The organism is Actinacidiphila cocklensis, assembly GCF_907177275.1.
GTDB lineage: Bacteria > Actinomycetota > Actinomycetes > Streptomycetales > Streptomycetaceae > Actinacidiphila > Actinacidiphila cocklensis.
Genome location: NZ_CAJSLV010000059.1, coordinates 42,285 through 67,950 on the forward strand (window position 1 = coordinate 42,285; position 25,666 = coordinate 67,950).

The following is a 25,666-nucleotide window of genomic DNA, read 5'->3' on the forward strand; positions in this document are numbered from 1 at the left end:
TTATGCACCAAAGTTCTTGTGCGCGGGCACACTTTCGAGCCACCCCCCTCGGGGCCTCGGCCCCCGGGGGTGGGGCCGGCCCCGCTGATCGCCGCGCACCCCGCGCGGTCCCCCCGCGCGCGGGGGAGGGGGAGGCCCTTGCGGTGGGCGGACGTCTTTCCCACCGTCGTGGCGGAGCGCTCCGTTCCCCCCAGAGCTTCGCCTGGCGGTACCCCCACGCGCCCCTGATGGGTGCCCTCTGGGGGGAGAGGGTGAGCGTTCTCCAGGGGCTCGGGGAACTGCGAGCCCACCCCCAATACACCGCAAGGTGCGAAGCCCACCGCGCGGGGCGGGGGCTCCTGAGGCGCCGCCCGGGCAGATGCTCAGGCCAGGCGGACGGACTTCTCCGCGTGGACACCGATCGCCGAGAGCCACGCCCGCAAGGGCGCCGCATCACCGTTCTCGACGAGGCGGAGAACGGGCCAGCTCAGGTCACCGCGGCGGGCGCCGTCGACGACGAGGGCGGGGCCGTCGAGCCAGTCGAGCCCGGCGCCGGCCCCGGCCGTGTCGACGGCCGCACAGCACACCATCGCGGTGACGTGGTCGGCGAGCAGCTCACGCCCGGTGCGGGGCGGCATCAGCTGGTAGACCGGCGTCGGTATCTCGGCCGCCGCCCCTTCGGCGGGAGCCGCTACCGCCTCGTCCTGCGCGACCAGCGCCCCGATCCGCGCCGCCAACTCCTCGCTGCCCCCGGCCGCGAGCCGTTCGATGACCCGGGCCAGCGTGGCCCGCCCGGGTTCGTCCCGCAGCGCCGGGACCCCGTCCAGGTCCCCCGCGGTGCGGCGCGCCGTACGCCCGCCGAGCAGCAGCCCGCGCCCCCGCGCCCCGAGCGCAGGGGCGGCCTCGGGCGTCGGCCCGCCACCGGCGACGCCGGCCTCCGCGGCCAGGGCGCGCGCGCCGGGCCGCACCTCGTCCAGCACCTGGACCAGCCGGGCGGCCTCCGCCCGCCAGATCCGGTCCACGACCTCTTCCGGGTAGCGCGCCCAGCTCACCGGCGCCCAGTCGGGGCCGGTACGGCACGGGCCGCCGTGGAAGAGCCGGGCCGCCAGCAGCGACACCGCCTCGTCCACCACGCCCGGCTCTTCGAGCAGGTCGCAGGCCGGCCGCTCACTGAGCCTGGTCTCGAAACCGTCGGCGAGCCGGTCGCGCCGCGACAGTTCGGTCAGCGCGGCGACCACGCCGGCGTCCAGCCGGGACGGCCAGCGGCCCATCCGCCAGGCGGGCAGCGCGACCCGCGTCAGCAGGCGGTCCCACCCGGCGTAGGCGAGTCCGACCTGCTCCTGCGCGACGATCCGCAGCCCGTAGTCGACCGCCTGCGCCCGCTCGGACGCGGACGCCGCCACCCCCCGCTCCATCTCCGCGACATGCGCACTGCACCCGCGCAGCAGCAGCCGGGTGGCCCAGCCGAGGAAGCCGTACGCCGGCCGCAGCAGCACCGAATGCCGCTGCCTGCCCTGCGCGGCCACGCCGACCGCGGCGTCCAGGCCCCGTACGAAGCGCCGGGCCGCGTATATCTCCGGGTCGGCCGCCGCGCCCGTGCCCGCGACCACGGGGGCCAGCAGTGCCCGCAGCTCGGCGACCCGCATCCACCACAGGAAGGGCGAGCCGATCACCAGCACCGGGGCGGGGCGCCGCTCGGCGTCGCCGGCGGCGGGCCTGCGGTCCTCCAGCCAGCTGTCGCAGTCGGGTGTCAGCTCTATCCCCGAGGGGAGCGGGACCTGGAGCTTGTCGGCGAGGTCCTGCACCATCCGGTGCAGGTCGGGTGCGGCGCTCTTGGAGACCGGCACCGCGGGGCTCACCGCGGGCCGCGCCCGAACGATCACCGCGGCCACCGCCGCCGCCACCGCGAGCACGACGAGCGCGGCGCCCGTCACGCCCCACCGCACGCCGTCCCACACCCCGCCGTCGATCCGGCCGGTCGCCCGGGCCGCCTGCAGCACCACCGCGGCCGCCGCCGGCAGCAGCACCGCGCCGAGCGCGGCCCCGCGAATGCGCAGCACCGCCAGCGCGCGGGTCCGCGCCACTGCCTCGCCTGCTTCTCCGGCCATCGGGCGGCTCACCCCCTGCGCTGTGGCGACCGCCCCGGTGACGGCCTCCCCCCACTGTCGCACCGCTCACCGACATCGCAATGGCCGTACGGCTGTTTGCCGCAATGTCCCGCAGTGCGCCTCCGCGGCACCCTAGTTCGCCCCCCGCGAACCAGTCATCCATACGGCCGACCCGTCACTCCTTGGAGTGGCTTCCCCCTGAACTTCCCCCGCCCGCCCGATGGAGTGCCTGCTTTCCCCGACCCCCTGGCCCCCTCCCCAGGGGCGCGTGGGGGTACCCCCAGGCGAAGCCCTGGGGCAGAACGGCGGGCCACGACGGCGGCCAAGGCAGCGGGCAACGGTAAGGGGCGCCCACCGAGGGACGCGGGGAAACTGCGCGCCCGGCCCTCCACCGGGGAAGGGCCGGGCGCGACGCGTGCCCGGCACGAACGGGCGGACCGCGGGAAAAGCGCTACGCGCCGGCCACCGCCGCGGCGATGTCGCTGCGGTGGTGCCCGCCGTCGAGGCCGACGCAGTCCACCGCCTGGTACGCCCGCTCGCGGGCGACCGCGAGGTCCGCCCCGGTCGCGGTCACGGAGAGCACGCGCCCGCCGGCGCTGACGACGCGCCCGTCGTCCTCCCGCCGCGTCCCGGCGTGCAGGACGTACGCGTCGCCGCCGAGCGACGCGATCGCGTCGAGCCCGGTGATGGGATCGCCGGTCCGCGGCGTGTCCGGGTAGTTGAAGGACGCGATGACCACCGTCACCGCCGCGCCCTCGCTCCACCGCAGCGCGGGATACGCCGCGAGCTGCCCGGTGGCGGCGGCACGGAGCAGCCCGGCGAGCGGGGTCCTCAGCCGGGCGAGGACGACCTGCGTCTCCGGGTCGCCGAAGCGCGCGTTGAACTCGATGACCCGCACCCCGCGCGAGGTGATCGCGAGCCCGGCGTAGAGCAGGCCCGCGAAGGGCGTACCGCGGCGCCGCAGTTCGTCGACGGTCGGCTGGAGCACCGTCCGCTCGACCTCGTCGATGAGCTTCGGGTCGGCCCACGGCAGCGGTGAGTACGCGCCCATGCCGCCGGTGTTGGGTCCCTCGTCGCCGTCGAGTGCGCGCTTGAAGTCCTGCGCGGGCTGGAGCGGCACGACCGTCTCGCCGTCGGTGACGGCGAACAGCGACACCTCGGGGCCGTCCAGGTACTCCTCGATGACCACCCTGCCGGGCGCGGCCACACAGGCGAGCGCGTGCGCCCGTGCGCCGGCGACGTCACCGGTCACCACGACGCCCTTGCCCGCGGCGAGCCCGTCGTCCTTGACGACGTACGGCGCTCCGAACGCGTCGAGCGCCCGGTCGATCTCCTCGGCGTTGGTGCAGACGTAGGAGCGGGCGGTCGGTACGCCGGCCACTGCCATGACGTCCTTGGCGAAGGCCTTGGAGCCCTCCAGCTCCGCCGCCTCCTTGCTGGGGCCGAAGCAGTCGATGCCGCGCGCGCGTACGGCGTCGGCGACCCCGGCGACCAGCGGGGCCTCGGGGCCGACGATGACGAAGTCCGCCCCGATCGAGACGGCGAGCCCGGCGACCGCCGCACCGTCGAGCGCGTCGACCTGGTGCAGCTCGGCCACCTCCGCGATACCGGCGTTGCCGGGAGCGCAGTGCAGCGACGTCACGTCGGGGTCGAGGGACAGGGAACGGCACAGGGCGTGCTCGCGGGCGCCGCCGCCGATGACAAGGACCTTCACGCGCACCAGGGTAGTGGCCCCTGCGACCACCGGCCGCCCTCACTCTTTCGGGTGACCGCATTCGGCGGCCTATACCTGATCACGCAGCCCGTACGGGCGGAAATCCCGCATCACCCACCCCACGCTCAGCCGTTCGGCGCTAAGAAGAGACCTTCATCACGGCCGCGGAGCGCCGGACGTCATCGAGGGAGCGTGCAGTGAGCCAGCCGGACATGTTTCCCGAGGAAGCCCCTCGGGATGAGCCTGAGCGGCGGGCGCTGCACCACCAGAGGGAGGACCTGCGGGCGCTGCCCTTCCCGCTGGGCGACTGGGGCGAGCCCGCGGAGCGCCTCGAAGAGCTGTACCGCTGGGCGGAGTCCGGCGCCCTGCGTACGGCCGACTGGTACCTGCGGGACAGGGTGGGCAAGCGCCGCGCCGCCCAGGCGCTGCGCTGCGGCGCCGTGGTGTTCGCCGCGGTGGGCGCGGCGCTGCCGCTGGTGGAGCTGACCGGCACCGTTGGCTCCACGTCGGCCTGGGGGTATCTGGCGCTGCTGCTCGCCACGGTGTGCGTGGCAGTGGACCGCGTGCTGGGCCTCACCGCGGGCTGGATGCGGGACGTCGGCACCGCTCAGGGCGTCGAGCGCCGCCTTGAGCAGCTGCGCTTCGACTGGGCGTCGGAGAGCGTCCGCGAGGTCCTCGGCCCGACCGAGGGCACCGCGGCGGAGGCGGCGGAGCGCTGCCTGGCGATCCTGCGCCGCTTCTGCGACGACGTCGCCGACCTGGTGCGGATGGAGACCGCGGACTGGATGCTGGATTTCGGCTCCCGCACCGCGGGCGGCACCCCTCTGCGCACCCAGTCCCCGACCTGGTCCTCCCCCCGCCCCGACGTCCCCCTCACACCCCGCCTCCCCCACCCCGGCACGCGCCCGAGCATGCCCCGCCAGCGCCCCCCGGAGAACCCCCGCCAGAGCTGATTCCCGCCCCGGCGGAGGCACGTCGTCGGGCGCACCCGGGCAGGCACGTGCGGGCACGGGGGGGGGAGACTCGTCAGAGCTCAGCTGAAGACGATCATCGAGCCCTGGCCCAGGGACCGGGTTGCCGCCGCGTGGAGGCCGAGCCAGACGTGGTGTTCGCGGGCGAAGGGGCCTTCCAGGGCGGTGGGCGGGTGGAGGGCGGGCTCTTCGAGGGTGGTGTGGCGCTCGGGCGGGGCCGGCGGGAGCGGGGGGTTGGCGGGGTCGATACCGATCGCGGGGGCGACGAACTCCAGCTCGCGCAGCAGCCCGTGGCTGGAGCCGAGGGGTCCGCCGCCTTCGAGCAGCTCGTCGTTGACGACGGGCTGCGGAAAGTCCAGCGGCACATATGCGCCGGCGTGGTCGTAGTGCCACACCAGGTGCGAGCGCTGCGCGGTGGACTCGAACATCTCCAGCAGCTGCTCGTAGTCGCCGCCGAGCGCGTCGACCGGGGAGACCTCAAGGCCCTGGAGGCTCAGCAGGTAGGCGCGGCGCAGGAAGTGCAGGGCGTCGTAGTCGAAGCAGGCGACGGGGCCGACGTCACCGGAGAGGCCCGGCATGTAGGCGTAGACCGGTACGGGCGGCTGCCCGGCGTCGCTCAGTGCCTTGTCGTAGCGGGCGAGTTCCTCGGAGAACGGGTTTTCCGGGCTGTGACAGAGAACATCCACCAGCGGCACCAGCCACAGGTCGCAGGCCACGAACACTCCATCCGGTCGGGGGCGTACAGCCTAAATCGGCTGCGCCTGTCGCGTCAGGAGCGTGCGGGCGCCAGCTTTTCTATGAGGGCGCGGGTATGTGCGTCGGCTTCGGTGGTCAGGGCGTACGCGGCCGCGGTGTCGCGGGCGGCGACGGCGTCGACGAGGGCGACGTGGCCGGCCCAGCAGACGCCTGCGGGGTCGCTGAGCGCGCGCAGGTGGGGGACGGCGTAGACCCAGCTCTGGGTGCGGATGCGGTCGAGGAACTCGCAGATGTGCGGGTTGCCGCCGATGGCCGTCAGTTCCCGCCAGAAGCGCAGGTCGCAGCCGACCAGTACGTCGAGGCTGCCGGTCTGCGCGGCGCGGGCGGCGGCCTCGCCGCGGCGGCGTACGGAGGCCACGGCGGCGGCGGGCAGGTCGCCCATGCCGCTCTCGGCGATCTGCCGGAAGGCCGCCTCGACGATGAAGAGCCGCGCCTCGCTGAGCGAGCGGAAGTCGGCCGCGGTCAGCTGCCGCACCTGGAAGCCGCGGTGCTGCTCGACGTCGAGCAGGCCCTGTGCGGCCAGGTCGACGAGGGCCTCGCGGACCGGGGTGGCGGAGACGCCGTACAGCTCGGCGATCTCCTTGACGGTGAAGTGCCGCCCGGCCTGGAGCCGGCCGGTGAGCACCTCGTCACGCAGGGCGTCGGCTATCTGCTGGCGCAGGCTGGTGCGCCGCACCGGCGTGGCCGGGCCGCCGACCTCCGGCATGGCGTCTCCTTGTCGCGTCGCGGCTGCGGGTGGCTTCCCGCCGCACACCCGCCGCACACGATACGGCGGGGCGCGGCCGTATGAGGCCCGCTGCGGCGGGTTCAGCCCGCCGCGGCCGTGGTGTGCCGGTCGGCGGCGTTCAGGGCCTCGTCGAGCAGGCCGAGGCCCTCCTTGGCCTCGGCCTCGGTGATGGTGCAGGGCGGGACGACGTGGGTGCGGTTCATGTTCACGAAGGGCCACAGGCCGGAGCGCTTGCAGGCGGCGGCGAACTCGGCCATGGGGGCGTTGTCGGCGCCCGCCGCGTTGTACGGCACCAGCGGCTCGCGGGTGATCTTGTCCTTGACCAGGTCGAGCGCCCAGAAGACGCCCATGCCACGGACCTCGCCGACGCAAGGGTGCCGCTCGGCGATGTCCCGCAGGCCGGGGCCGAGGACGGTCTCGCCGATGCGCGCGGCGTTCTCCACGATCTGCTCGTCGCGCATGGCGTTGATGGTGGCGACGGCGGAGGCGCAGGCCAGCGGGTGCCCCGAGTAGGTGAGCCCGCCGGGATAGGGGCGGGTCGCGAACGTCGCGGCAATACGCTCGGAGATCGCGACGCCGCCGAGCGGCACGTAGCCGGAGTTGACGCCCTTGGCGAAGGTCAGCAGGTCGGGTACGGCGTCCCAGTGGTCCGCGGCGAACCACCTGCCGGTGCGTCCGAAGCCGGCCATCACCTCGTCGAGGATGAAGACGACGCCGTGGCGGTCGCACAGCTCGCGCACCCCGGCGAGGTAGCCGTCCGGCGGGATCAGGACTCCCGCGGTGCCGACGACGGTCTCCAGGATCACCGCGGCAATGGACTGCGGTCCTTCGAAGGCGATGAGTTGTTCCAGGTGTTCGAGCGCCCTGGTGCATTCCTCCGCCTCGTCGGAGGCGTGGAACTGCGAGCGGTAGAGGTACGGGCCCCAGAAGTGCACCACGCCCGCGGAGGCGGTGTCGGAGGCCCAGCGGCGCGGGTCGCCGGTGAGGTTGATCGCGGCCGACGTAGAGCCGTGGTAGCTGCGGTAGGCGCTGAGCACCTTGGGGCGGCCGGTGTGCAGCCGCGCCATGCGCACCGCGTTCTCCACCGCCTCGGCGCCGCCGTTGGTGAAGAAGATCTTGTCCAGGTCGCCGGGGGTCAGTTCGGCGATCAGCCGCGCGGCCTCGGAGCGGACGTCGATGGCGAAGGCCGGCGCGAAGGTGGCGAGCCTGGCCGCCTGCTCCTGGATGGCGGCGACGACCCGCGGGTGCTGGTGGCCGATGTTGGTGTTGACCAGCTGCGAGGAGAAGTCCAGGTAGCGGTTGCCGTCGTAGTCCCAGAAGTACGAGCCCTCCGCGCCTGCCACCGCGAGCGGGTCGATGACCTCCTGCGCCGACCAGGAGTGGAAGACGTGTGCCCGGTCGGCCGCCTTGACCGCGGCCCCGGTCGCGGGGTCTGCGTCGGCGAGGGCGGCGCCCGGGGAGGACGGAGTGGTCATGTGCCCAGGCTAGGTTTCCGCGCCGCGGACGGCATACGGACAGCGGGGAATGACCACCTGGTAGCCCCTGGCCTTCCTACGCATATTCTTCGCTCTGGGGTTCGGGGGCCGAATGCAGCGGCGGGGGGAAGACGGTCATGGAGCAGCTCAGGGCGGACGATCCGCAGCGGATCGGCACATACAGACTGCTCGGCAGACTGGGCACCGGCGGAATGGGCGTGGTCTTCCTGGCCCGCTCGGACCGCGGGCGCACGGTCGCGGTGAAGCTGGTGCGCGCCGAACTTGCCGCGCAGGAGGAATTCCGCACCCGTTTCCGCCGTGAGGTGCTGGCGGCCCGGCGGGTCGGCGGCTCGTGGACCGCGCCGGTGCTCGACGCCGACACCGAGGCGGACATCCCCTGGGTGGCCACCGGATATGTCGCGGGACCCTCCCTGCAGCAGGTCATGAAGGACTACGGGCCGCTGCCCGAGCGCTCGGTGCGGGTGCTGGCCGCCGGGCTCGCGCACGCGCTGACCGACATCCATGCCGCGGGTCTGGTGCACCGGGATCTCAAACCGTCGAACGTGATGATCACGATCGACGGCCCCCGGGTCATCGACTTCGGTATAGCCCGCGCCCTGGAGACGGTCGCGGACGGTTCCCCGACGCTCACCCATACGGGTGCCATGGTGGGCTCCCCCGCGTTCATGTCGCCGGAACAGGTGCGCGGCGACCGGGTGACCCCGGCGTGCGACGTCTTCTGTCTCGGCTCGGTCCTCGCCTACGCCGCCACCGGGCTGCAGCCCTTCGGTGCGGCCAGCAGCGGGGTGCACGCCCAGATGTTCCGCATCGCGCAGGAGCCGCCGGACCTGGAGGCGGTGCCCGAGGGGCTGCGCGGCCTGGTGACCGCGTGCCTGGTCAAGGAGCCGGAGCGGCGGCCCTCGCTGACCGAGGTGCTGGAGCTCATCAAGTCCCCGGCGGACGAGGCGCCGCAGGACACCCCCGCAGGGCGCGTCGAGCCGTGGCTGCCCGGTGCGATCGTCGCCCAGCTGGGGCGGCACGCGGTGCAGCTGCTCGAACTGGAGGCGGAGGTCGAGGCCGCCGCGGAGTCCGGCTCGGCTGCGGACGCGGCCGTTCCCGCCCGGGCGGCGGGTGCGACCGCCCTGACCGTGGTGTCGGGCCAGCACGCGGTCCTGGCGGCGGAGCCGGCCGCCCCGGGCGGCGTCGCCGCGCAGGGGCCGCCGCCGGCGTCCGGCGGGCCCGCCCCGGTGCCGGCCGCGGAGCCCGCCGCCCCCCGGCGCCGCGGACGCGGCGCGCTCGTCGCCGTACTGACGCTGCTCGCGGTGATCGCCGGCGGCACCACCGCCTACGTCGTCGTCCACGAGAACGACCGCGGCAGCCACGCCGACGCGCCCCCGCCGACCGGCACGGGCGCCCCTTCCGGCGCGGGTCCGACCGCGCCGTCCACTGCACCTCCGTCGCCCACTGCCACGCCGTCCACGTCCGCGCCGGCGACCAGCGAGCCGAGCCAGACGCCGACACCGACCCCCACTCCCACGCCCACGCCCACCGAGACGACGGCCACGCCCACGGCCACGCCGGAGGCGGTCGCACCGCCGGACGACCTCGTCGGCACCTGGGAGTCGATGGTCCGCACCGAGCCGGCGATCTACGACACCCGCACCCTGACGGTGCACGAGGACGGCTCGGTGGAGCTGACCGGGTCCCGCACGAACGGCACCGACACCCTCTACAAGTGCGTCTGGTCGATGGTGGTCACCGAGGCGGGGCCGCCGGCGAAGCTCAGCCCGTCGCAGGTGGTCAGCGGCGAGCCCGCCAGCTCCTGCTTCAAGGGCAACGCCACCACGCTGACCCTGGTCGACAGCACCCACCTGACGCGCGACGGGGTCGCGGGCGAGAAGTCGCCGCTGACGTACGAGAAGATCGGCTGACCGCGGGGCCGCCCCCGCCCGGACAGCGGTAAGCCCCGCGCACCAGGGCGGCGGGGCTTACGGCTCGGTCTCTTGCGCCGCCGTGGCAATGCACGGCGGCGGTTGAGGGGTGAACGGTCAGATGAAGGAGTTGATCTCGATGGTCTCGGTACGGCCGGGGCCGACCCCGATCGCGGAGATCGGCGCTCCCGACATCTCCTCCAGCGCCTTGACGTAGGCCTGCGCGTTCTTCGGCAGGTCGGCGAAGGTCTGCGCCTTGGTGATGTCCTCCGACCAGCCGGGCAGGTACTCGTAGATCGGCTTGGCGTGGTGGAAGTCGCTCTGGCTGTAGGGCAGTTCCTCCACCCGGCGGCCGTCGACCTCGTAGGCGACGCACACCGGGATCCGCTCCCAGCCGGTGAGGATGTCCAGCTTGGTGAGGAAGAAGTCGGTCAGTCCGTTCACACGGGTCGCGTAGCGGGCGATGACCGCGTCGAACCAGCCGCAGCGCCGGTTGCGCCCGGTGGTGACGCCGAACTCGTGGCCGACGGTGCGCAGTCGCTCGCCGTCCTCGTCGAACAGCTCGGTGGGGAACGGTCCCGAACCCACACGCGTTGTATACGCCTTGAGGATGCCGATCACCCGGGTGATCTTCGTGGGGCCGATTCCGCTGCCGGTGCAGGCCCCGCCGGCGGTCGGGTTGGACGAGGTGACGAAGGGGTAGGTGCCGTGGTCGACGTCGAGGAGCGTGCCCTGGCCGCCTTCCATGAGCACGACCTTGCCGTCCTCCAGCGCCTGGTTGAGCACCAGTGCGGTGTCGGTGACGTAGCCCCTGAGCCGGTCGGCGTAGCCGAGGTACTCCTCGACGACCTGGTCGGTGCTGATCGCCCGCCGGTTGAAGATCTTCACCAGGACCTGGTTCTTGTCCTGGAGCGCCGCGTCGACCTTCTGGTGGAGGATCGATTCGTCGAAGAGGTCCTGGACCCTGATACCGACCCGGTTGATCTTGTCGGCGTACGCCGGGCCGATGCCGCGGCCCGTGGTGCCGATCTTCCGGTTGCCCAGGAAGCGCTCCGTCACCTTGTCGATGGTCTGGTGATACGGCGTGATCAGATGGGCGTTACCGCTGATCAGCAGTTTGGACGTGTCCACTCCGCGCTCGTCGAGTCCGCTCAGCTCGGAGAGCAGGACCGCCGGGTCGACCACGACACCGTTGCCGATCACCGGGGTGCATCCAGGTGACAGGATGCCGGAGGGGAGGAGATGCAGTGCGTATTTCTGGTCGCCGACGACCACCGTGTGGCCGGCGTTGTTGCCGCCCTGGTAACGCACCACGTAGTCGACAGAGCCGCCGAGCAGGTCGGTGGCCTTCCCCTTGCCCTCGTCACCCCACTGAGCACCGAGCAGCACAAGTGCGGGCACAGGCGTACACCCCTTCCGGGCGGGGCATGTCCAACGTGCAGAGAGCCGTCGAACCTGCCCCGGAATAGACGAAGCCCCTGACGCAAAGGCGCAAGGGGCTCTTGCACCGAGATTTTACCTGAGGAAGGACCAAGGTGTCGGCTCACCCTCCCGGGCCTCCTCCGCCGGACTCCGTCCGGCGGTGGCCCCTGCTGCTGGTCATCGATCCGGCGGCGCGTGCGACCGACGGAGAGTCCGTGCGAATCGCGAAGGATGTCCTGTGTGCGGGGGCACCCTCAGTGAAGATCGTCTTCCCGGAGTCCGCCGAGGAGGCCGAGCGCGCCCTCGCGCACCGCGGCCGCCGCCACCCCGTGGTGCTCGGCGACGACCAGGCTCTGCTGCGTACGGTGCGCGCGATGCACCGCGACAGGACCCTGCACGAGGCGCCGGTGTCGCTGGTGCCGATCGGGCCGCGCTCGACGCTGGCCCGCGCGCTCGGCGTCCCGGGCGATGTCCCGGCGGCGGCCCGCGCGGTGCTGGACGGCGCACCGCGCGAACTGGACCTGCTGGTGGACGAGAGCGGCGGCATCGTGCTCGGCGCGCTGAGCATCCCGTGCGGCAGCCCGGTCTCGCACACCGCCGCGCACTGGTGGACCCCGGTCGAGAAGACCGCCAGGTCGCTGGTGCGCACCCTGACCGCGCCGATCCCGGCGGGCGCCCACCCGCCGCCCCGGCAGCGGCTGCGGGTGGAGGCGGACGGGGTGCTGCTGGCCGACCTCGACCAGCCGGTCCAGGAGATCTCGGTCCGCCCGGCCCCCGCCGGCTTCGCCGAGGTCTACGTCCGGCGTACGGAGGGCGCGTCGCACGTACGGGCCACGGCGCGCACGATCACCGTCTCGGGGCGGGACTTCCGCTACCGCGCGGACTCGGCGATCACCGGCCCCGTGCGGACCAGGACGTGGACGGTGGAGCCTGCGGCCTGGCGGCTGACGGTGCCGCGCCGCTGAGGCGGCGCCGCGACGTCACCAGCCGACCAGCAGCTCCTCGACCCCGCGGATGACGTAGTTCGGCCGCCAGCGCGGCTCGGACAGCAGCCGCATCCCGGGGGCGTGCCGCAGGAAGGTGCCGAAGGACGCGCTGAGTTCGAGGCGGGCCAGCGGGGCGCCCAGGCAGTAGTGCAGGCCCGCGCCGAAGCTGACGTGCCGGTTGTCGACGGCCGGGCGGGTGACGTCGAAGCGGTCGGGCTCGTCGAAGCGGGCCGGGTCGCGGTTGGCCGAGCCGAAGAGCAGGGCGACCTCGGAGCCGCGCGGGATCACCGTGCCGCCGACCTCGATGTCGTCGAGGACCCAGCGTTCGAAGAGCTGCAGGGGGGTGTCGTAGCGCAGCATCTCCTCCACGCCGTCCCGCAGCCGGGCCGGCTCCTCCTGGAGGACGCGCAGCTGCTCGGGGTGCCGGAAGAGGGCGAGCCAGCCCAGGGTGGTGCTGTTGACGGTGGCCTCGTGCCCGGCGTTCAGCAGCAGCACGCAGGTGGACACCATCTCCTGCTCGCTCAGCACGTCGCCGTCGTCGTGGACCGCGATCAGCGCGCTGATCAGGTCCTCGCCGGGCTCGGTGCGCCGGGCGGCGATCAGCTCCCGCAGATACGCGGAGAATTCCTCGCTGGCCGTCACGGCGGCGCGGGCGGCGTCCTCGCCCGGGTTGAGTTCGTACATCCCGGTCATGGCCGCCGACCAGGGCCGCAGCTGGTCGCGGTCGGAGGCCGGTATGCCCAGCATCTCGGCGATGACCGCGACCGGCAGCGGCTCGGCGACCCGGGCGTGCAGGTCGCCGCCGCCGTCGGCGTACAGCGACGTGATCAGTTCGGCGGCCAGCCGCTCGACGGTGGGCACCAGTTCCTCCACCCGGCGCGGGGTGAAGGCCTTGGCGACCAGCCGGCGGATGCGGGTGTGCGCCGGCGCCTCCAGGTCCAGCAGGCCGTTGTCGTTCAGCACGGTGAAGGGTTCGAGCTCGGGCGGCGGGGCGGTACGGCCGAAGTCCTCGTGCGTGAAGCGGTGCAGGTAGGTGCGGCCGAGCCGGCGGTCCCGCAGCAGCGCGTTGACGTCGTCGTAGTGCGGGATCAGCCACTGCCCGGTCGGCTCGAAGTAGTGCGCGCGGCCGGCCGCGCGCAGCTCCTCGTAGGCCGGGTAAGGGTCGGCGGCGAAGGCGCGGGAGTGGGGGGTGAAGACAGCGGAAGGCAGGGTCATGGCAGCTCGATGAGTCCGTGTTCGCGCAGGTAGTCGAGTTGGGCGCGGACAGACAGCTCCGCGGCGGGCCACAGTGCCCGGTCGACGTCGGCGTAGACGTGGGCGACCACCTCGGCCGGGGTGCGCAGCCCGGACTCGACGGCGGTCTCGACCTGGGCGAGCCGGTGGGCACGGTGGGCGAGATAGAACTCGACGACGCCCCGGGCGTCGCCGAGCACCGGGCCGTGGCCCGGCAGGACGGTGTCCACACCGCCGTCCACGGTGAGCGCCTGGAGCCGCCGCAGCGAGTCCAGGTAGTCGCCGAGCCGGCCGTCGGGGTGGGCGACCACGGTCGTGCCGCGGCCGAGCACGGTGTCGCCGGTCAGCACCGCGGCGTCCGCGGGCAGCAGGAAGGACAGCGAGTCCGCGGTGTGGCCCGGGGTGCCCACGACCCGCAGTTCGAGGCCGCCGGTGGTCACGGTGTCGCCCGCGGCCAGCCCCTCGTCGCCCAGCCGCAGCGCCGGGTCCAGGGCGCGGACCGGGGTGCGGGTCAGCTCGGCGAAACGGGCCGCGCCCTCGGCGTGGTCCGGGTGGCCGTGGGTGAGCAGGGTCAGGGCGACCCGCTTGCCCGCCTGCTCGGCGGCGGCGAGGACGTTGGCCAGATGGGCCTCGTCCAGCGGGCCGGGGTCGATGACCACGGCAAGCGGCGAGTCCGGCTCCGCGACGATCCAGGTGTTGGTGCCGTCCAGCGTCATCGGCGAGGCGTTCGGCGCGAGCACGCACAGTGCGCGGGCCGTCGCCCACCCGCCGACCGCGGCCCGCGGCTGCCCCGGCGTCGTCCCGGCGCTCACCGCTCCTCACCGCCGGGTGCGGTACGGGTGAACTCCTCGTGGCCGGGCCAGGTCAGCACGACCGCGCCCGCCTCGTCGACGGTGGCGGTGGCGATGACCGGGGCGAGGTCGCGCCCCGGGGCGGCGGCCAGCGCCGCGGCGGCGGAGCCGTGGGGAAGGAGGTCGCGCAGCATGGTGATGGTCGGCGGCAGCATCGTCAGCTCGCCGCGGTCGTAGCCGGCGACGGCGTCGGCCGGCCGCAGCCAGGCGGTGCGGTCCGCCTCGCCCGACACGTCCCTGGTGAGCTGGCCCGCAGGCAGCGCGGCGAGGAAGAACCACGTGTCGTAGCGGCGCTCCTCGAACTCCGGGGTGATCCAGCGGGCGAACGGCCGCAGCAGGTCGGTGCGCAGCACCAGGCCGCGGCGGTCGAGGAAGTCGGCGAAGGCCAGGTCGTGTGCGACCAGGGCGGCGCGGTCGGCCTCCCAGTCCCCGCCGGTGGTGTCGGCCACGACGGTGCCGCCGTCCGGCCCGGCCAGCAGCACCCCGGACTCCTCGAAGGTCTCGCGCACCGCCGCGCACACCACCGCCTGGGCGGCCGCCGGGTCGACGCCCAGCAGCCCGGCCCAGTCGTCGAGAGCCGGCCCGGCCCAGCGCACCGGCCGCTCGTCGCGCGGGTCCACCCCGCCGCCGGGGAAGGCGTACGCGCCCGCCGCGAAGGCCATCGACGCGCGGCGCCGCAGCATGTGGACGGCGGGTCCGCTGTCTGCCGCCGCGGTGTCCCGCAGCAGCAGCACCGTGGCCGCCCGGCGCGGCACCACCGGCTCCAGCTCCCCCCGGGCCAGCGCCCGGATCCGCTCCGGCCACGCCGCCGGCACGGCGGCCCCGCTCATCATGCTCATGCGGCGGAGCCTACGTCGCCCCGCCGCCATGTTCGAGAGCCTCCCCCTTGCACAGGGGGTTGCGCTCCCGCGGGGCGCGGGGCTGCGGGGGTGCCCCTTCCGCAAGGGGTGCGCTCCCGCGGGGCGCGGGGAACTGCGCGCGCAACCGGCCACCGGCCGGTGGTCCGGCACGGACCGAACAGCCCCTTCGGGACGGAGACGACCCGCGCCCCGGCGGGGGCTGAGCGCGCAGTTCCCCGCGCCCCTGGGGCGTACCCCTTGCCGGAGGGCCACCGCAAAGGCACCGCGCCAAGCGAATGCGTACCGGAGCGGCGGCTCAGGAGGCCAGTTCGACCTGGATCTCGACCTCGACGGGAGCGTCGAGTGGGAGCACCGCCACGCCAACAGCGCTGCGCGCGTGCACCCCCTTCTCCCCGAGAACCTCGCCGAGAAGCTCGCTCGCCCCGTTGACCACGCCCGGCTGCCCGGTGAACGCGGGGTCGGAGGCGACGAACCCGACGACCTTCACGACCCGCGCGATCCGGTCGAGATCGCCAACGACCGACTTGACCGCGGCCAGCGCGTTGAGCGCGCACACCCGGGCCAGTTCCTTGGCCTGCTCCGGCGTGACCTCCGCACCGACCTTCCCGGTGGCCACGAGCTTGCCGTCCACCATCGGAAGCTGCCCCGAGGTGTAGACGTAGTCACCGGACCGAACGGCGGGCTGGTAGGCCGCCAGCGGCGGCACCACGTCGGGCAGCGTCAGGCCCAGCTCGGCGAGCCTGGACGCGACCGCCCCGCTCACGCCTTCTCCCGCTTGAAGTACGCGACCAGCTGCTCGGGGTTGTTGGGACCCGGCACGACCTGGACGAGCTCCCAGCCGTCCTCGCCCCAGGTGTCGAGGATCTGCTTCGTCGCGTGCACGAGCAGCGGCACGGTCGCGTATTCCCACTTCTTCGCCATGCCGCGACTTTATCGCCTCGCCGGGACCCAGGGCGTGGCCCGCCCCGCATGTGGTTAGGCTCGCAAGGTGAGCGCTCAACAGTCATCCGCCGTCAGGCTCCACATCGTGACCGGCAAGGGCGGCACGGGCAAGACCACGGTCGCCGCCGCGCTGGCGCTCGCCCTCGCGGCAGAGGGCAGGCGCGTCCTGCTGGTGGAGGTCGAGGAGCGGCAGGGCATCGCCCAGCTCTTCGAGACCGAGGCGCTGCCGTACGAGGAGCGGAAGATCGCTTCCGCGTCGGGCGGCGGCGAGATCCACGCGCTCGCCATCGACGCCGAGCTGGCGATGCTCGACTACCTGGACATGTTCTACAAGCTGGGCCGGGCCGGCCGCGCCCTGAAGAAGCTCGGCGCGATCGACTTCGCCACCACCGTGGCCCCCGGCATCAGGGACGTGCTGCTCACCGGCAAGGTGTGCGAGGCCGTCCGCCGCAAGGACAAGGCGGGCTGGCCGGTGTACGACGCGGTCGTGCTCGACGCCCCGCCGACCGGCCGCATCACCCGCTTCCTCAACGTCAACGACGAGGTCGCGGGCCTGGCCAGGATGGGGCCGATACACAACCAGGCGCAGGCGGTGATGCGGGTCATCAAGTCCCCGCAGACCGCCATCCACCTGGTGACGCTGCTGGAGGAGATGCCGGTCCAGGAGACCATGGACGGCGTCGCCGAGCTGCGGGCCGCGGGCCTGCCGGTGGGAGCGGTGATCGTCAACATGGTGCGCCCGGTGCTGCTGGGCGACGGCGACCTCGCCAAGGCCGCGGCCGACCGCAGCGCGGTCGCCGTCGGCAAGCGGCGTACGGCGGTGGCCAAGGCGCTGTCGCAGGCCGGCCTCGGCGGCGCCCGGCGCGGCGGGGTCGCGGAGCGGCTGGTCGACCCGCTGCTCGCGCAGGCCCACGAGCACGCCCAGCGGGTGGTCCTGGAGCGCGAGCAGCGCGCCGAGATCGCCGCGCTCGGCCTGCCCGTGCGCGAGCTGGACCTGCTCGGCGAGGGCGTCGACCTCGGCGGCCTCTACCGGCTGGCCGACAGCCTGCGCAAACAGGCCGTCCCCGGGCTCTCCGACCCGGCGGACGACGACCAGGACGACCAGGACGACCAGGACGACCGGACCACAGCGGACGGCGACGAGGACGAGGACGAGGAGGCGTAAATGAGCCTGGAGAGCCCCGTACTGGAGATCGACCCGCTGCTCGACGACCGCAAGACCCGGATCGTCGTCTGCTGCGGCTCGGGCGGCGTCGGCAAGACCACGACCGCCGCGGCCCTGGGCGTACGGGCCGCGGAGCGCGGGCGTACGGCCGTGGTGCTGACCATCGACCCGGCCCGCAGGCTCGCCCAGTCGATGGGGCTGAGCGAGTTGGACAACACGCCGCGCGAAGTGGCTGGAATCGATCGGTCGGCCGGCGGCTCGCTGCACGCGATGATGCTGGACATGAAACGGACGTTCGACGAGGTCGTCGTCCAGCACTCCGACCCCGAGCGGGCCAGGGCGATCCTGGAGAACCCCTTCTACCAGTCGCTGTCGGCCGGTTTCGCCGGCACCCAGGAGTACATGGCGATGGAGAAGCTGGGCCAGCTGCGCGCCCAGGACGCCTGGGACCTGATCATCGTGGACACCCCGCCGAGCCGCAGCGCGCTGGACTTCCTCGACGCCCCCAAGCGCCTCGGGTCCTTCCTCGACGGCCGGTTCATCAAGCTGCTGATGGCCCCGGCGAAGGTCGGCGGCCGGGCCGGGGTGAAGTTCCTCAACATCGGGATGTCGATGATGACCGGCACCCTCAGCAAGGTGATGGGCGCGGGCCTGCTGCGTGACGTGCAGACCTTCGTGGCGGCGATGGACACGATGTTCGGCGGCTTCCGCACCCGCGCCGACGCCACGTACCGGCTGCTCCAGGCGCCGGGCACCGCCTTCCTCGTGGTCGCGGCGCCGGAGCGGGACGCGCTGCGGGAGGCGGCGTACTTCGTGGAGCGGCTCGCCGACGAGGACATGCCGCTGGCCGGCCTCGTACTGAACCGGGTGCACGGCAGCGGCGCCGCCCAGCTGACCGCGGAGCGCGCGCTCGCGGCGGCAGAGGCGCTGGAGGACTACGTGGCTGAAGGCGCTGAAGGCACGGAAGAAGAAAATCTTGCCGGCGCCGGCATTGTGGATCACGGTGCCGGGCATGCTGACTCCCGGCAGGACCGACCGGACGGCACCGACGCATCGGACCGCACCGACATGACGGACCGCACCGGTGGTACGGAGCGGCTCGCCGCCGGACTGCTGCGCCTCCATGCAGAACGCATGCAGGTGGTCGCGCGTGAACGACGCACCCGCGACCGCTTCGTGTCGGTGCACCCGGAGGTGCCCATGGTGGATGTCACCGCCCTACCGGGCGACGTACACGACCTGGAGGGTCTGCGGGCGATCGGTCAGGAACTCGCGGAGGGCCGCCCCAGCGCGGCGTAGCCGTCGCGGAAGGGTGGTCGTCGCGGGAGGTCAGCCGGCCGCGGCGTAGTCGTCCTCGTCGTCGAGCGGCAGCAGCCCCGTGCTGCGCTCGTACTCGGTGCGGGCGGTCTCCAGCAGTCTGCGCCAGGACGTGACCATCGGCCGGCGGCGCAGCAGCGCCCGGCGCTCCCGTTCGGTCATGCCCCCCCACACACCGAACTCCACCCGGTTGTCCAGCGCGTCAGCCAGGCATTCGGTGCGAACCGGGCATCCGGTGCACACCGCCTTCGCGCGGTTCTGCGCCGCACCCTGGACGAACAGTTCGTCCGGATCCGTCGTCCTGCATGCGGCCTGCGTGCTCCAGTCGGTTACCCAGCTGCTCATGCTGGCGCCGTCCTCTCCCGAATCGAGGCTCCCCCACGGCGGCAACCGGCATATTCACCGGTGCCAGTTGGGACGTTACGGAAGGTAGGCGCGACGCAACAGCCCTTTCAGGCCCAATCTTGCATGGCCCGAATGGACTATGCGTGCCCAGCAGATCACCCAACGGAGTGACTGCTGATCAAATCGGAACTATGGGGTGATATGGCTACGCATCACCCACCGCAAGGACCAAGTCCTCCGGCATATACCGAAATTCGGGCACCTCTCATCACTCACAAGAGTGATGACGGGAGACAGTGATGCGCCGACGTTCGCATCCTGTCTGTTACAGACTAGGCGAACACCTGGGCGTACGTCCGGGGAATCGCCACGTAGGCTGCATCCATGGCTCACAAGCGTTCGGGCGGGGGGCTCACGACGGCCCAGCAGGCCGCCAAGTTCCTCGGCGTCAGTGTTCTGGCCGGTGCGGTCCTGGCAGGAATCGCCCTGCCCGCCGCCGGTGCGCTCGGCCTGTCGGCGAAGGGTACGGCGGCAGGCTTCGACGACCTGCCGGGCGAGCTGAAGGCACCGCCGCTCAGCCAGGCGTCCAAGATCCTGGACTCCAACGGCGGCCTGATCGCCACCGTCTACTCGCGCGACCGCACCGTCGTCCCGATCACGTCCATGAGCCCGAACATCCTCAAGGCGATAGTCGACATCGAGGACTCGCGCTACTACGAGCACGGCGCCCTCGACCTCAAGGGCATCCTGCGCGCGCTCGGCAACAACGCCTCCGACGGCGGCACCCAGGGCGCCTCGACGCTGACCCAGCAGTACGTCAAGAACGTCTTCGTCGAGGAGGCGGGCGACGACGCCACCAAGGTCGCCCAGGCCACCCAGCAGACCGTCGGCCGCAAGATCAAGGAAATGAAGTACGCGATCCAGGTCGAGAAGGAACTGGGCAAGAAGAAGATCCTGGAGAACTACCTCAACATCACCTTCTTCGGCGAGCAGGCCTACGGCATCGAGGCCGCCTCGAAGCGCTACTTCAGCACCTCCGCGAAGAACCTCACCCTGACCCAGGCCGCGCTGCTGGCCGGCATGGTGCAGTCGCCGAGCCGCTACGACCCGGTCAGCAACGAGCAGACGGCACTCGACCGCCGCAACACGGTGCTGTCGCGCATGGCCCAGCTCAAGGACATCACCCCCGCGCAGGCGGCCGCCGCGCAGAAGGCCCCGCTCGGCCTCAAGGTCAGCTCGCCGAAGAACGGATGTATCACCGCCGTCAACGGCGCCGGCTTCTTCTGCGACTACGTGCGCAACACGTTCCTGCAGAACGCGGCCTTCGGCAAGACCAAGACCGACCGGCAGAAGGCGTGGGACATAGGCGGTCTCACGATCAGGACCACGCTCGACCCGAAGGCGCAGGCGTCGCTGCTCAAGGGCATCAGCAAGCACGTCTACAAGACCGACAAGTACGTCGCCGCCGACACCATGGTGCAGCCGGGCACCGGCAAGATCCTCGCCATGGGCCAGAGCAAGCCGTACGGCTTCGGCAAGAACCAGACCCAGCTGAACCTGTCCGTCGACCGGAACATGGGCAACAGCAACGGCTTCCAGCAGGGATCGACCTTCAAGCCGATCACGGCGGCGGCGGCCCTCGAAGCGGGCTACAAGCCGGACAAGGCCTATCCGTCGCCGTACCAGATGCCCACCTATCCCGACGTCACGACATGCAGCGGGAAGGTCATACACAGCACCAAGGGCACGCAGAACGAGTCGGAGAGCGAGGTCGGCCCCTACGCCATGCCCGACGCGCTCAAACACTCGATCAACACCTACTTCGTGGCGCTGGAAGCCGAGCTGGGCCTGTGCCCCGTCATGAACATGGCCGCCAAGCTGGGCCTGGGCAGGGCCGACGGCACGCCGCTGTGGGAGGTGCCGTCCCTCACGCTGGGCACCAACGAGGTGTCACCGCTCACGGTCGCCGCGGCGTATGCGGCGTTCGCCAACCGCGGCGTCTACTGCACCCCGATCGCCATCGAGTCGGCCACCGGCCCGAACGGCAAGAAGATGACGGTGCCGAAGAGCCGGTGCAGCCAGGCGATGTCGCAGAGCACCGCGGACACGCTGAACAGCATGCTCAAGGGCGTCGTCGACGACGGAACCGGCATCAACGCCGACCTGCCGGGCCGCGACACGGCGGGCAAGACGGGTACCACCGACAGCCGGCTCGACGCCTGGTTCGCCGGCTACACCCCGAACCTCGCCTCGGCGGTCTGGCTGGGCGACCCCTTCGGCGCCGGCAAGGGCGGCAAGCGGCTGTCGATGGACTCCAAGGAAAACGGCGCTCCGATCAAGATCGGCCCGCGGACGTACGACAAGGTCGAGGGCGCGACCGGCCCCGCGCCGATCTGGCGGGACGCGATGCTCGGCGCACTGGAGGGCACACCCCCGGCGACCTTCGTCACCGTGCCGCTGCCCGAATCGCCCCCGAAGAACCCCCAGGGCGACCCGACCAAGCCCCCGGACAACGGCAAGGGCCCGGGCGGCACCCTGCCGAACCCCTTCCCGAGCTTCACGTTCCCGCCCGTCACCACGGGCGGCAACAACGGCGGCGGGAACGGCCGGTCCGGCGGTGCCGGCGGAACCGGTCCGTGATCCGGCGGTTCCGATGATGCACGCGTAAGGGGCGCCCTCCCGTGGAGGGCGCCCCTTACGCGTGGCAGGTTCCCACGATGGTCAGCCCGCGAGCTGGCGCTTGACCTCGGCGGCCACCCGGCCGCCCTCCGCCCGCTTGGCGACCTTCGGGTTGACCAGCTTCATCACGGCGCCCATGCCCTTCGGCCCGGTCGCGCCCGACTCGGCCACCGCCTCCCGCACGATCGCGGCGATCTCGTCGTCCGTGAGCTGCTGCGGCAGGTACCCGGCCAGGACCTCGCCCTCTTCCCGCTCCCGCTGCGCGGACTCGGCCCGGCCGCCCTGCTCGAACGCCTCGGCCGCCTCGCGCCGCTTCTTCGCCTCCCGGGTGATCACCGTCAGCACCTCGTCGTCGGAGAGCTGCCGGGCCGTGGTGCCGGCGACCTCCTCCTTGGTGATGGCGGTCAGCGTGAGCCGGAGCGTGGCGGAGCGCAGTTCGTCACGGCCCTTGATCGCCGTGGTCAGGTCGTCCTTGAGTCGCTGCTTGAGCGTCGTGGTCATGCCCCGATTTTCGCACCACCGCGAGGAGAGCGCCGCGCATTAAGTCCACGTACCGGCACCGGCCCGGACTCTGACACGATGGGCGCATGCGCGCGCGATACGGAGTACCCCTCGCAGTGACGGCGGCAGGCGCGGCCTGCGTGGCATACGCGGCCGGATTCGAGGCGAGGTCGTACCGGCTGCGCCGGGTGGACATCCCGGTGCTGCCCCCCGGGCTGCGGCCGATCCGTATCCTCCAGCTGTCGGACATCCACATGGTCTCGGGCCAGCACAAGAAGCGCCGCTGGATCCAGTCGCTGGCGGGCCTGCGCCCCGACCTGGTCGTGAACACCGGCGACAACCTGTCCGACCCCACCGCGGTCCCCGAAGTGCTGGACGCCCTGGGTCCGTTGCTGCAGTTCCCCGGCACGTACGTCTTCGGGTCGAACGACTACTACGGCCCCAAATTCCGCAACCCCGGCCGCTACCTCGTCGAGAAGGCCCGCGGCCAGCACGGCCTGAACGGCAAGAGCGCCGGCGGCCACGGCGTCGTCCGCAACCCCTGGGGCGACCTGCGCGACGCCTTCGACGCGGCCGGCTGGGTCGGCCTGAGCAACACCCGCGGCCGCCTCAAGCTCGACCACGGCCCCGTCCTCGGCCTGACCGGCCTGGACGACCCGCACATCAAGCGCGACCGCTACGCCGCGGTCGCGGGCGGCCCCGACCCGGACACCGACTTCAACCTGGCCCTGGTCCACGCCCCCTACCTGCGCGTCCTCGACGCCTTCACGGCCGACCGCTACCCCTTGATCCTGGCCGGCCACACCCACGGCGGCCAGCTCTGCATCCCCTTCTACGGCGCCCTGGTCACCAACTGCGACCTCGACACCGACCGCGTGAAGGGCCTCTCCACCCACACCGCCACCGGCTCGACCTCCTACCTCCACGTCTCCGCCGGCTGCGGAACCAACCGCTACACCCCCGTCCGCTTCGCCTGCCCCCCCGAGGCCACCCTCCTCACCCTGACCCCCGCCTAAACCGGATTTCGCCTCCGGCCCCGGGTCCGCTAAAGTAAACCCCGTTGCACCGGGGTGTGGCGCAGCTTGGTAGCGCGCTTCGTTCGGGACGAAGAGGCCGTGGGTTCAAATCCCGCCACCCCGACTCCAAAGCAGCAGGTCAGGGCCTTGATCCTCACGAGGATCAAGGCCCTGAGCCGTTCCCGGGACCCTCTTGGGAACCGTTGGGAGCCAACCCCGACATCCGGCTCCCGGGCGGGAGCGGCCCGGCTGGCGGAACGCGTGAGGCGGCGCCGGTGACGGCGCTACGGTCGCCTCCACGGATTGCCGGCTGGGGGAAGCCGCGACGCGCTGGACAGGATCGGCCGGGCAGCCCCCGGAGGAGTACGTGCTGAGGTCTCGCGCCGCCACCGGCCTGCCCGCCTGGGCTTCGTCTCCGACATCGCCCGCCTGGAGCGCTTCGGCAACCGCCCGGACCAGAACGGCCTGGCCCTCCTCATCACCAACGAAGCAGTCCTGTGGATGCCCCCGAAGCAGGGCGTTGTGGAAGGCTGAGAGGAACCAGATCCACAACGGAGGGGCGACCACCGGCATGGCCCTGATCCACCACACCACCGTCACGCCGAGCAAGGTCGAACTGCTCGCCGGCTGGCTGCCCACCCGCCCCTGGTACCGGGGCGGACCGGACACCCCCGTGCTGGAGAAGTCGGGTGGCTTCCGGCTGGACGACCCGGAGGGCGAGGTCGGCATCGAGTTCATGGTGGCCACCGACACGAGCGGCCCCGAGCGGACGGCCTATCTCGTACCGCTCACCTACCGCGGCGCACCGTTGGAGGGCGCCGGACACGCCCTCGTCGGAACGATGCAGCACGGCGTGCTGGGCAAGCGCTGGGCGTACGACGGCTGCCACGACCCCGTGCTCGTCACCCAACTGCTGGCCCTGATCGAGGGCACCGCACCAGCGATGGCGCAGAGCGTCACCGACACCCGCGACCACGAGGTGACACGCTCCTACACGGGCGCCCCGTTCGGCCTGGACGGCTTCGCACCCGAGCCCACGGACGACCAAGACGGGACCCGCCTTCCCATGCCCGGCGGCACGATCCTGCACGTACACCGCGTCCTCGACCCCGTCGACGAGCGTCCGCCGCTGCCCCGACAGGGAGCCCTCGGCCATGTCGCGACCGGCTGGCAGGGACCGGACGGCACGCGTGCGAGGGCCGTGCTGATGACGTTGCTCGGCGCCTGATCCGGTTCGCGAATCCGCGGTTCGGCGACGAGTTGCCGAAGCCCCTCGGACCGGCCTCGACCTCGCCGCCCTCCTCCACAGGCTGTGGACAGACGCGGACGCCTACGGCTATGCCTCCGCGCCGTCGAAGGCCCGCTCGACCAGCAGCGTCGCGCGGGTCTGCTGAGGCTTACGGCGGTGTTCGAGAAGGTTCTCCCGACGATCGCCGACGAGTACGCGACCGAGTACTACACGCACGCACGCGACATGGCCGCGCTGGCAGCCGAGATCGAGACCCTGCGCAACAAGCAGGTGGCCATGTTCGTGAGAACAGGTTCTGGCGCCCGTCACGGCACGGATCGACGTTCAGGCCGTGCGATCCCCTTCGGGCCGGCTCCTCAGCAGTTGTTCAGCTGCCTCAACAGCCTTGTCCTTCAGCGCCTCGATGGAGACACCCCAGCTCTCCTGCCACTCCTCCAGGTCGAACGCACACGAGACAAGTGGCAGCAGGTCTGCGGGATAGCCGAGCTCGGAGGCGACCCCGGCCCAGATCAGATGAGTGCCGGCAGCCGGATCGATGGACCCGTCCACGATCTGACCGGCGATCCAGTAGGCCAAGGCCCACTTCTCCGCCCTGGGGTCGGCCGGCGGCTGGAAGGCGAGCCCGAGCTCCTCCAGGACCTGGTCGAAGAGAGCTGGGGCTTCAGGCTCTTCGCTCCGCAAGAGACCGGCCAGTAGAGCCAGCGAAGGACTGTCCACGTCGGCCAACAACGCGTCCAACCCCGCCTGGATGAGACGGTCGGACCCGACGTGCGTGCCGAACGCCCTCGCACGCGCCAGGCGGCGAAGTTGCTGGACAGCGTCGTCGTGGTTCATGTCGGCCTCTTCGTCGGCGTGCTCACTGCGCGCACCCTTCCACGGCCGTCGACGTTCTCACCATCGAGTTCCGCCTCACTCGGCGTGCACGCTTCGCCGAGTCCTGGCCAGAACCTGCGAGCCGGCTCTGGCTCACCTTCTGTGATCCTGCCCAAATGAAGTGACGCAGGGAAAACCTTGCTGGAAAGCTGATCCGGTGGAGTCCTTCCCCTCGAACCCGGACAGCCTCCCCGACCCCGTGACACTCCTCGACGAGCAGGGCACCACGTGGGTGCTCCACCGTCGGCGGGTGGACCTCCGCATCGTCCGCCGACTCATCAAGGACGAGGCCGCCCCGGTGGTGTGGGGGGACATGGGCGGCATCAGGCCGCGTCCCACGACCGAGGCCGAACGCCCCGCGCTCTGGGACCGGATCAAGAACGACTACAGAGGACCTGGCGGAAGCGGATCGACCGGCAACTGTCTGGCCCACGAATTCCGCGCCGACCCGGGGCGCCGCATGCTCTACGTGGCCGAGGACTGCTGACGCCGCACAACTGCGCCAGAGCCCGTTCTCGCGGACGTGATGAAGTAGGGGCCCGTGGCCGGGCAAGTTGAACGAGCCT

At 72.3% G+C, this 25,666-nt stretch carries 24 protein-coding genes and 1 tRNA gene; 11 read left to right on the top strand and 14 right to left on the bottom strand.

All coding sequences use genetic code 11. The annotated features are described in order from the left end of the window. Positions 1–362 precede the first annotated feature (362 nt). Both NFU81_RS19335 and purD read right to left on the bottom strand, forming a co-directional pair. Entirely contained in the window at positions 363–2,087 is a 1,725-nt protein-coding gene (locus tag NFU81_RS19335; protein WP_251491583.1) for a hypothetical protein, read from the bottom strand. Positions 2,088–2,538: 451 nt separating this feature from the next. Beyond that, the gene (gene purD / locus NFU81_RS19340; RefSeq protein ID WP_251491585.1) at positions 2,539–3,801 is read right to left on the bottom strand and encodes a phosphoribosylamine--glycine ligase; all 1,263 of its coding nucleotides are present in this window, start codon (positions 3,799–3,801) and stop codon (positions 2,539–2,541) included. A 197-nt stretch (positions 3,802–3,998) separates the two neighbouring features. Between purD and NFU81_RS19345 the strand changes: the two genes are divergently transcribed. Then, on the top strand, positions 3,999–4,754 hold the full coding sequence (locus NFU81_RS19345; protein WP_251491587.1) for an SLATT domain-containing protein: 756 nt from the start codon (positions 3,999–4,001) through the stop codon (positions 4,752–4,754). Positions 4,755–4,834: 80 nt separating this feature from the next. Here NFU81_RS19345 and NFU81_RS19350 read toward each other — a convergent pair whose 3' ends face one another. The 3 genes from NFU81_RS19350 to NFU81_RS19360 all read right to left on the bottom strand — a co-directional run bounded on the left by NFU81_RS19350 (position 4,835) and on the right by NFU81_RS19360 (position 7,730). Then, positions 4,835–5,488 carry a hypothetical protein gene (locus NFU81_RS19350; RefSeq protein WP_251491589.1) on the bottom strand — a complete coding sequence of 218 codons (654 nt, stop codon included), beginning with the start codon at positions 5,486–5,488 and terminating at the stop codon, positions 4,835–4,837. A 53-nt stretch (positions 5,489–5,541) separates the two neighbouring features. After that, positions 5,542–6,234 (bottom strand): GntR family transcriptional regulator, encoded by a 693-nt coding sequence (locus NFU81_RS19355; RefSeq protein ID WP_251491591.1) that lies wholly within the window; start codon positions 6,232–6,234, stop codon positions 5,542–5,544. A gap of 101 nt (positions 6,235–6,335) precedes the next feature. Then, positions 6,336–7,730, bottom strand: a complete 1,395-nt coding sequence (locus NFU81_RS19360) for an aspartate aminotransferase family protein (protein WP_251491593.1) — start codon at positions 7,728–7,730, stop codon at positions 6,336–6,338. A gap of 137 nt (positions 7,731–7,867) precedes the next feature. Here NFU81_RS19360 and NFU81_RS19365 point away from each other — a divergent pair, with 137 nt between their 5' ends. Beyond that, positions 7,868–9,661 carry a protein kinase domain-containing protein gene (locus tag NFU81_RS19365; protein WP_251491595.1) on the top strand — a complete coding sequence of 598 codons (1,794 nt, stop codon included), beginning with the start codon at positions 7,868–7,870 and terminating at the stop codon, positions 9,659–9,661. A gap of 117 nt (positions 9,662–9,778) precedes the next feature. On the opposite strand, the gene NFU81_RS19370 is transcribed toward NFU81_RS19365, so the two are convergent. Continuing rightward, entirely contained in the window at positions 9,779–11,062 is a 1,284-nt protein-coding gene (locus tag NFU81_RS19370; RefSeq protein WP_251491597.1) for an adenylosuccinate synthase, read from the bottom strand. A 194-nt stretch (positions 11,063–11,256) separates the two neighbouring features. Here NFU81_RS19370 and NFU81_RS19375 point away from each other — a divergent pair, with 194 nt between their 5' ends. Beyond that, complete coding sequence (locus tag NFU81_RS19375; protein ID WP_251492162.1) at positions 11,257–12,048, top strand: diacylglycerol kinase family protein; 792 nt, start codon at positions 11,257–11,259, stop codon at positions 12,046–12,048. A gap of 15 nt (positions 12,049–12,063) precedes the next feature. On the opposite strand, the gene NFU81_RS19380 is transcribed toward NFU81_RS19375, so the two are convergent. From NFU81_RS19380 to NFU81_RS19400, 5 genes are all read right to left on the bottom strand, one after another. After that, the gene (locus NFU81_RS19380) at positions 12,064–13,284 is read right to left on the bottom strand and encodes a cytochrome P450 (protein WP_251491599.1); all 1,221 of its coding nucleotides are present in this window, start codon (positions 13,282–13,284) and stop codon (positions 12,064–12,066) included. Then, on the bottom strand, positions 13,281–14,114 hold the full coding sequence (locus NFU81_RS19385; RefSeq protein ID WP_251491601.1) for an MBL fold metallo-hydrolase: 834 nt from the start codon (positions 14,112–14,114) through the stop codon (positions 13,281–13,283). The genes NFU81_RS19380 and NFU81_RS19385 overlap by 4 nt, the downstream gene beginning before the upstream one ends. Then, on the bottom strand, positions 14,111–14,992 hold the full coding sequence (locus NFU81_RS19390) for an NUDIX hydrolase (protein WP_251491603.1): 882 nt from the start codon (positions 14,990–14,992) through the stop codon (positions 14,111–14,113). The genes NFU81_RS19385 and NFU81_RS19390 overlap by 4 nt, the downstream gene beginning before the upstream one ends. A 316-nt stretch (positions 14,993–15,308) precedes the next feature. Next, the gene (locus tag NFU81_RS19395) at positions 15,309–15,776 is read right to left on the bottom strand and encodes a RidA family protein (RefSeq protein ID WP_251491604.1); all 468 of its coding nucleotides are present in this window, start codon (positions 15,774–15,776) and stop codon (positions 15,309–15,311) included. Then, complete coding sequence (locus NFU81_RS19400; protein WP_251491606.1) at positions 15,773–15,934, bottom strand: Sp36 family protein; 162 nt, start codon at positions 15,932–15,934, stop codon at positions 15,773–15,775. The genes NFU81_RS19395 and NFU81_RS19400 overlap by 4 nt, the downstream gene beginning before the upstream one ends. 67 nt (positions 15,935–16,001) lie before the next feature. Between NFU81_RS19400 and bagA the strand changes: the two genes are divergently transcribed. Both bagA and bagB read left to right on the top strand, forming a co-directional pair. Further along, positions 16,002–17,120: an ATPase BagA gene (gene bagA / locus NFU81_RS19405; protein WP_251491608.1), complete on the top strand. Its 1,119-nt coding sequence runs from the start codon at positions 16,002–16,004 to the stop codon at positions 17,118–17,120. Then, positions 17,121–18,419: an ATPase BagB gene (gene bagB / locus NFU81_RS19410; protein WP_251491610.1), complete on the top strand. Its 1,299-nt coding sequence runs from the start codon at positions 17,121–17,123 to the stop codon at positions 18,417–18,419. It abuts the gene before it with no gap. Positions 18,420–18,449: 30 nt separating this feature from the next. On the opposite strand, the gene NFU81_RS19415 is transcribed toward bagB, so the two are convergent. Further along, on the bottom strand, positions 18,450–18,782 hold the full coding sequence (locus NFU81_RS19415; RefSeq protein WP_251491612.1) for a WhiB family transcriptional regulator: 333 nt from the start codon (positions 18,780–18,782) through the stop codon (positions 18,450–18,452). A 384-nt stretch (positions 18,783–19,166) separates the two neighbouring features. Between NFU81_RS19415 and NFU81_RS19420 the strand changes: the two genes are divergently transcribed. After that, positions 19,167–21,422, top strand: coding sequence for a transglycosylase domain-containing protein (locus NFU81_RS19420; protein WP_251491614.1), 2,256 nt, complete (start codon positions 19,167–19,169; stop codon positions 21,420–21,422). 81 nt (positions 21,423–21,503) lie between these two features. On the opposite strand, the gene NFU81_RS19425 is transcribed toward NFU81_RS19420, so the two are convergent. Further along, on the bottom strand, positions 21,504–21,962 hold the full coding sequence (locus tag NFU81_RS19425) for a GatB/YqeY domain-containing protein (RefSeq protein WP_251491616.1): 459 nt from the start codon (positions 21,960–21,962) through the stop codon (positions 21,504–21,506). A gap of 86 nt (positions 21,963–22,048) precedes the next feature. On the opposite strand from NFU81_RS19425, the gene NFU81_RS19430 reads away from it, so the two are divergent. From NFU81_RS19430 to NFU81_RS19445, 4 genes are all read left to right on the top strand, one after another. After that, positions 22,049–22,978, top strand: coding sequence for a metallophosphoesterase (locus NFU81_RS19430; protein ID WP_251491618.1), 930 nt, complete (start codon positions 22,049–22,051; stop codon positions 22,976–22,978). Between the two features lie 50 nt (positions 22,979–23,028). Further along, positions 23,029–23,102 (top strand) — tRNA-Pro (locus tag NFU81_RS19435). Positions 23,103–23,281: 179 nt separating this feature from the next. Further along, positions 23,282–23,512 (top strand): hypothetical protein, encoded by a 231-nt coding sequence (locus NFU81_RS19440; protein ID WP_251491620.1) that lies wholly within the window; start codon positions 23,282–23,284, stop codon positions 23,510–23,512. Between the two features lie 37 nt (positions 23,513–23,549). Further along, on the top strand, positions 23,550–24,206 hold the full coding sequence (locus tag NFU81_RS19445) for a maltokinase N-terminal cap-like domain-containing protein (protein WP_251491622.1): 657 nt from the start codon (positions 23,550–23,552) through the stop codon (positions 24,204–24,206). 345 nt (positions 24,207–24,551) lie between these two features. Here the strand turns inward: NFU81_RS19445 and NFU81_RS19450 are convergent, their stop codons facing one another. After that, on the bottom strand, positions 24,552–25,061 hold the full coding sequence (locus NFU81_RS19450) for a hypothetical protein (protein WP_251491624.1): 510 nt from the start codon (positions 25,059–25,061) through the stop codon (positions 24,552–24,554). Positions 25,062–25,257: 196 nt separating this feature from the next. Between NFU81_RS19450 and NFU81_RS19455 the strand changes: the two genes are divergently transcribed. Beyond that, positions 25,258–25,587, top strand: coding sequence for a hypothetical protein (locus NFU81_RS19455; RefSeq protein ID WP_251491626.1), 330 nt, complete (start codon positions 25,258–25,260; stop codon positions 25,585–25,587). The last annotated feature ends 79 nt before the right edge of the window (positions 25,588–25,666 follow it).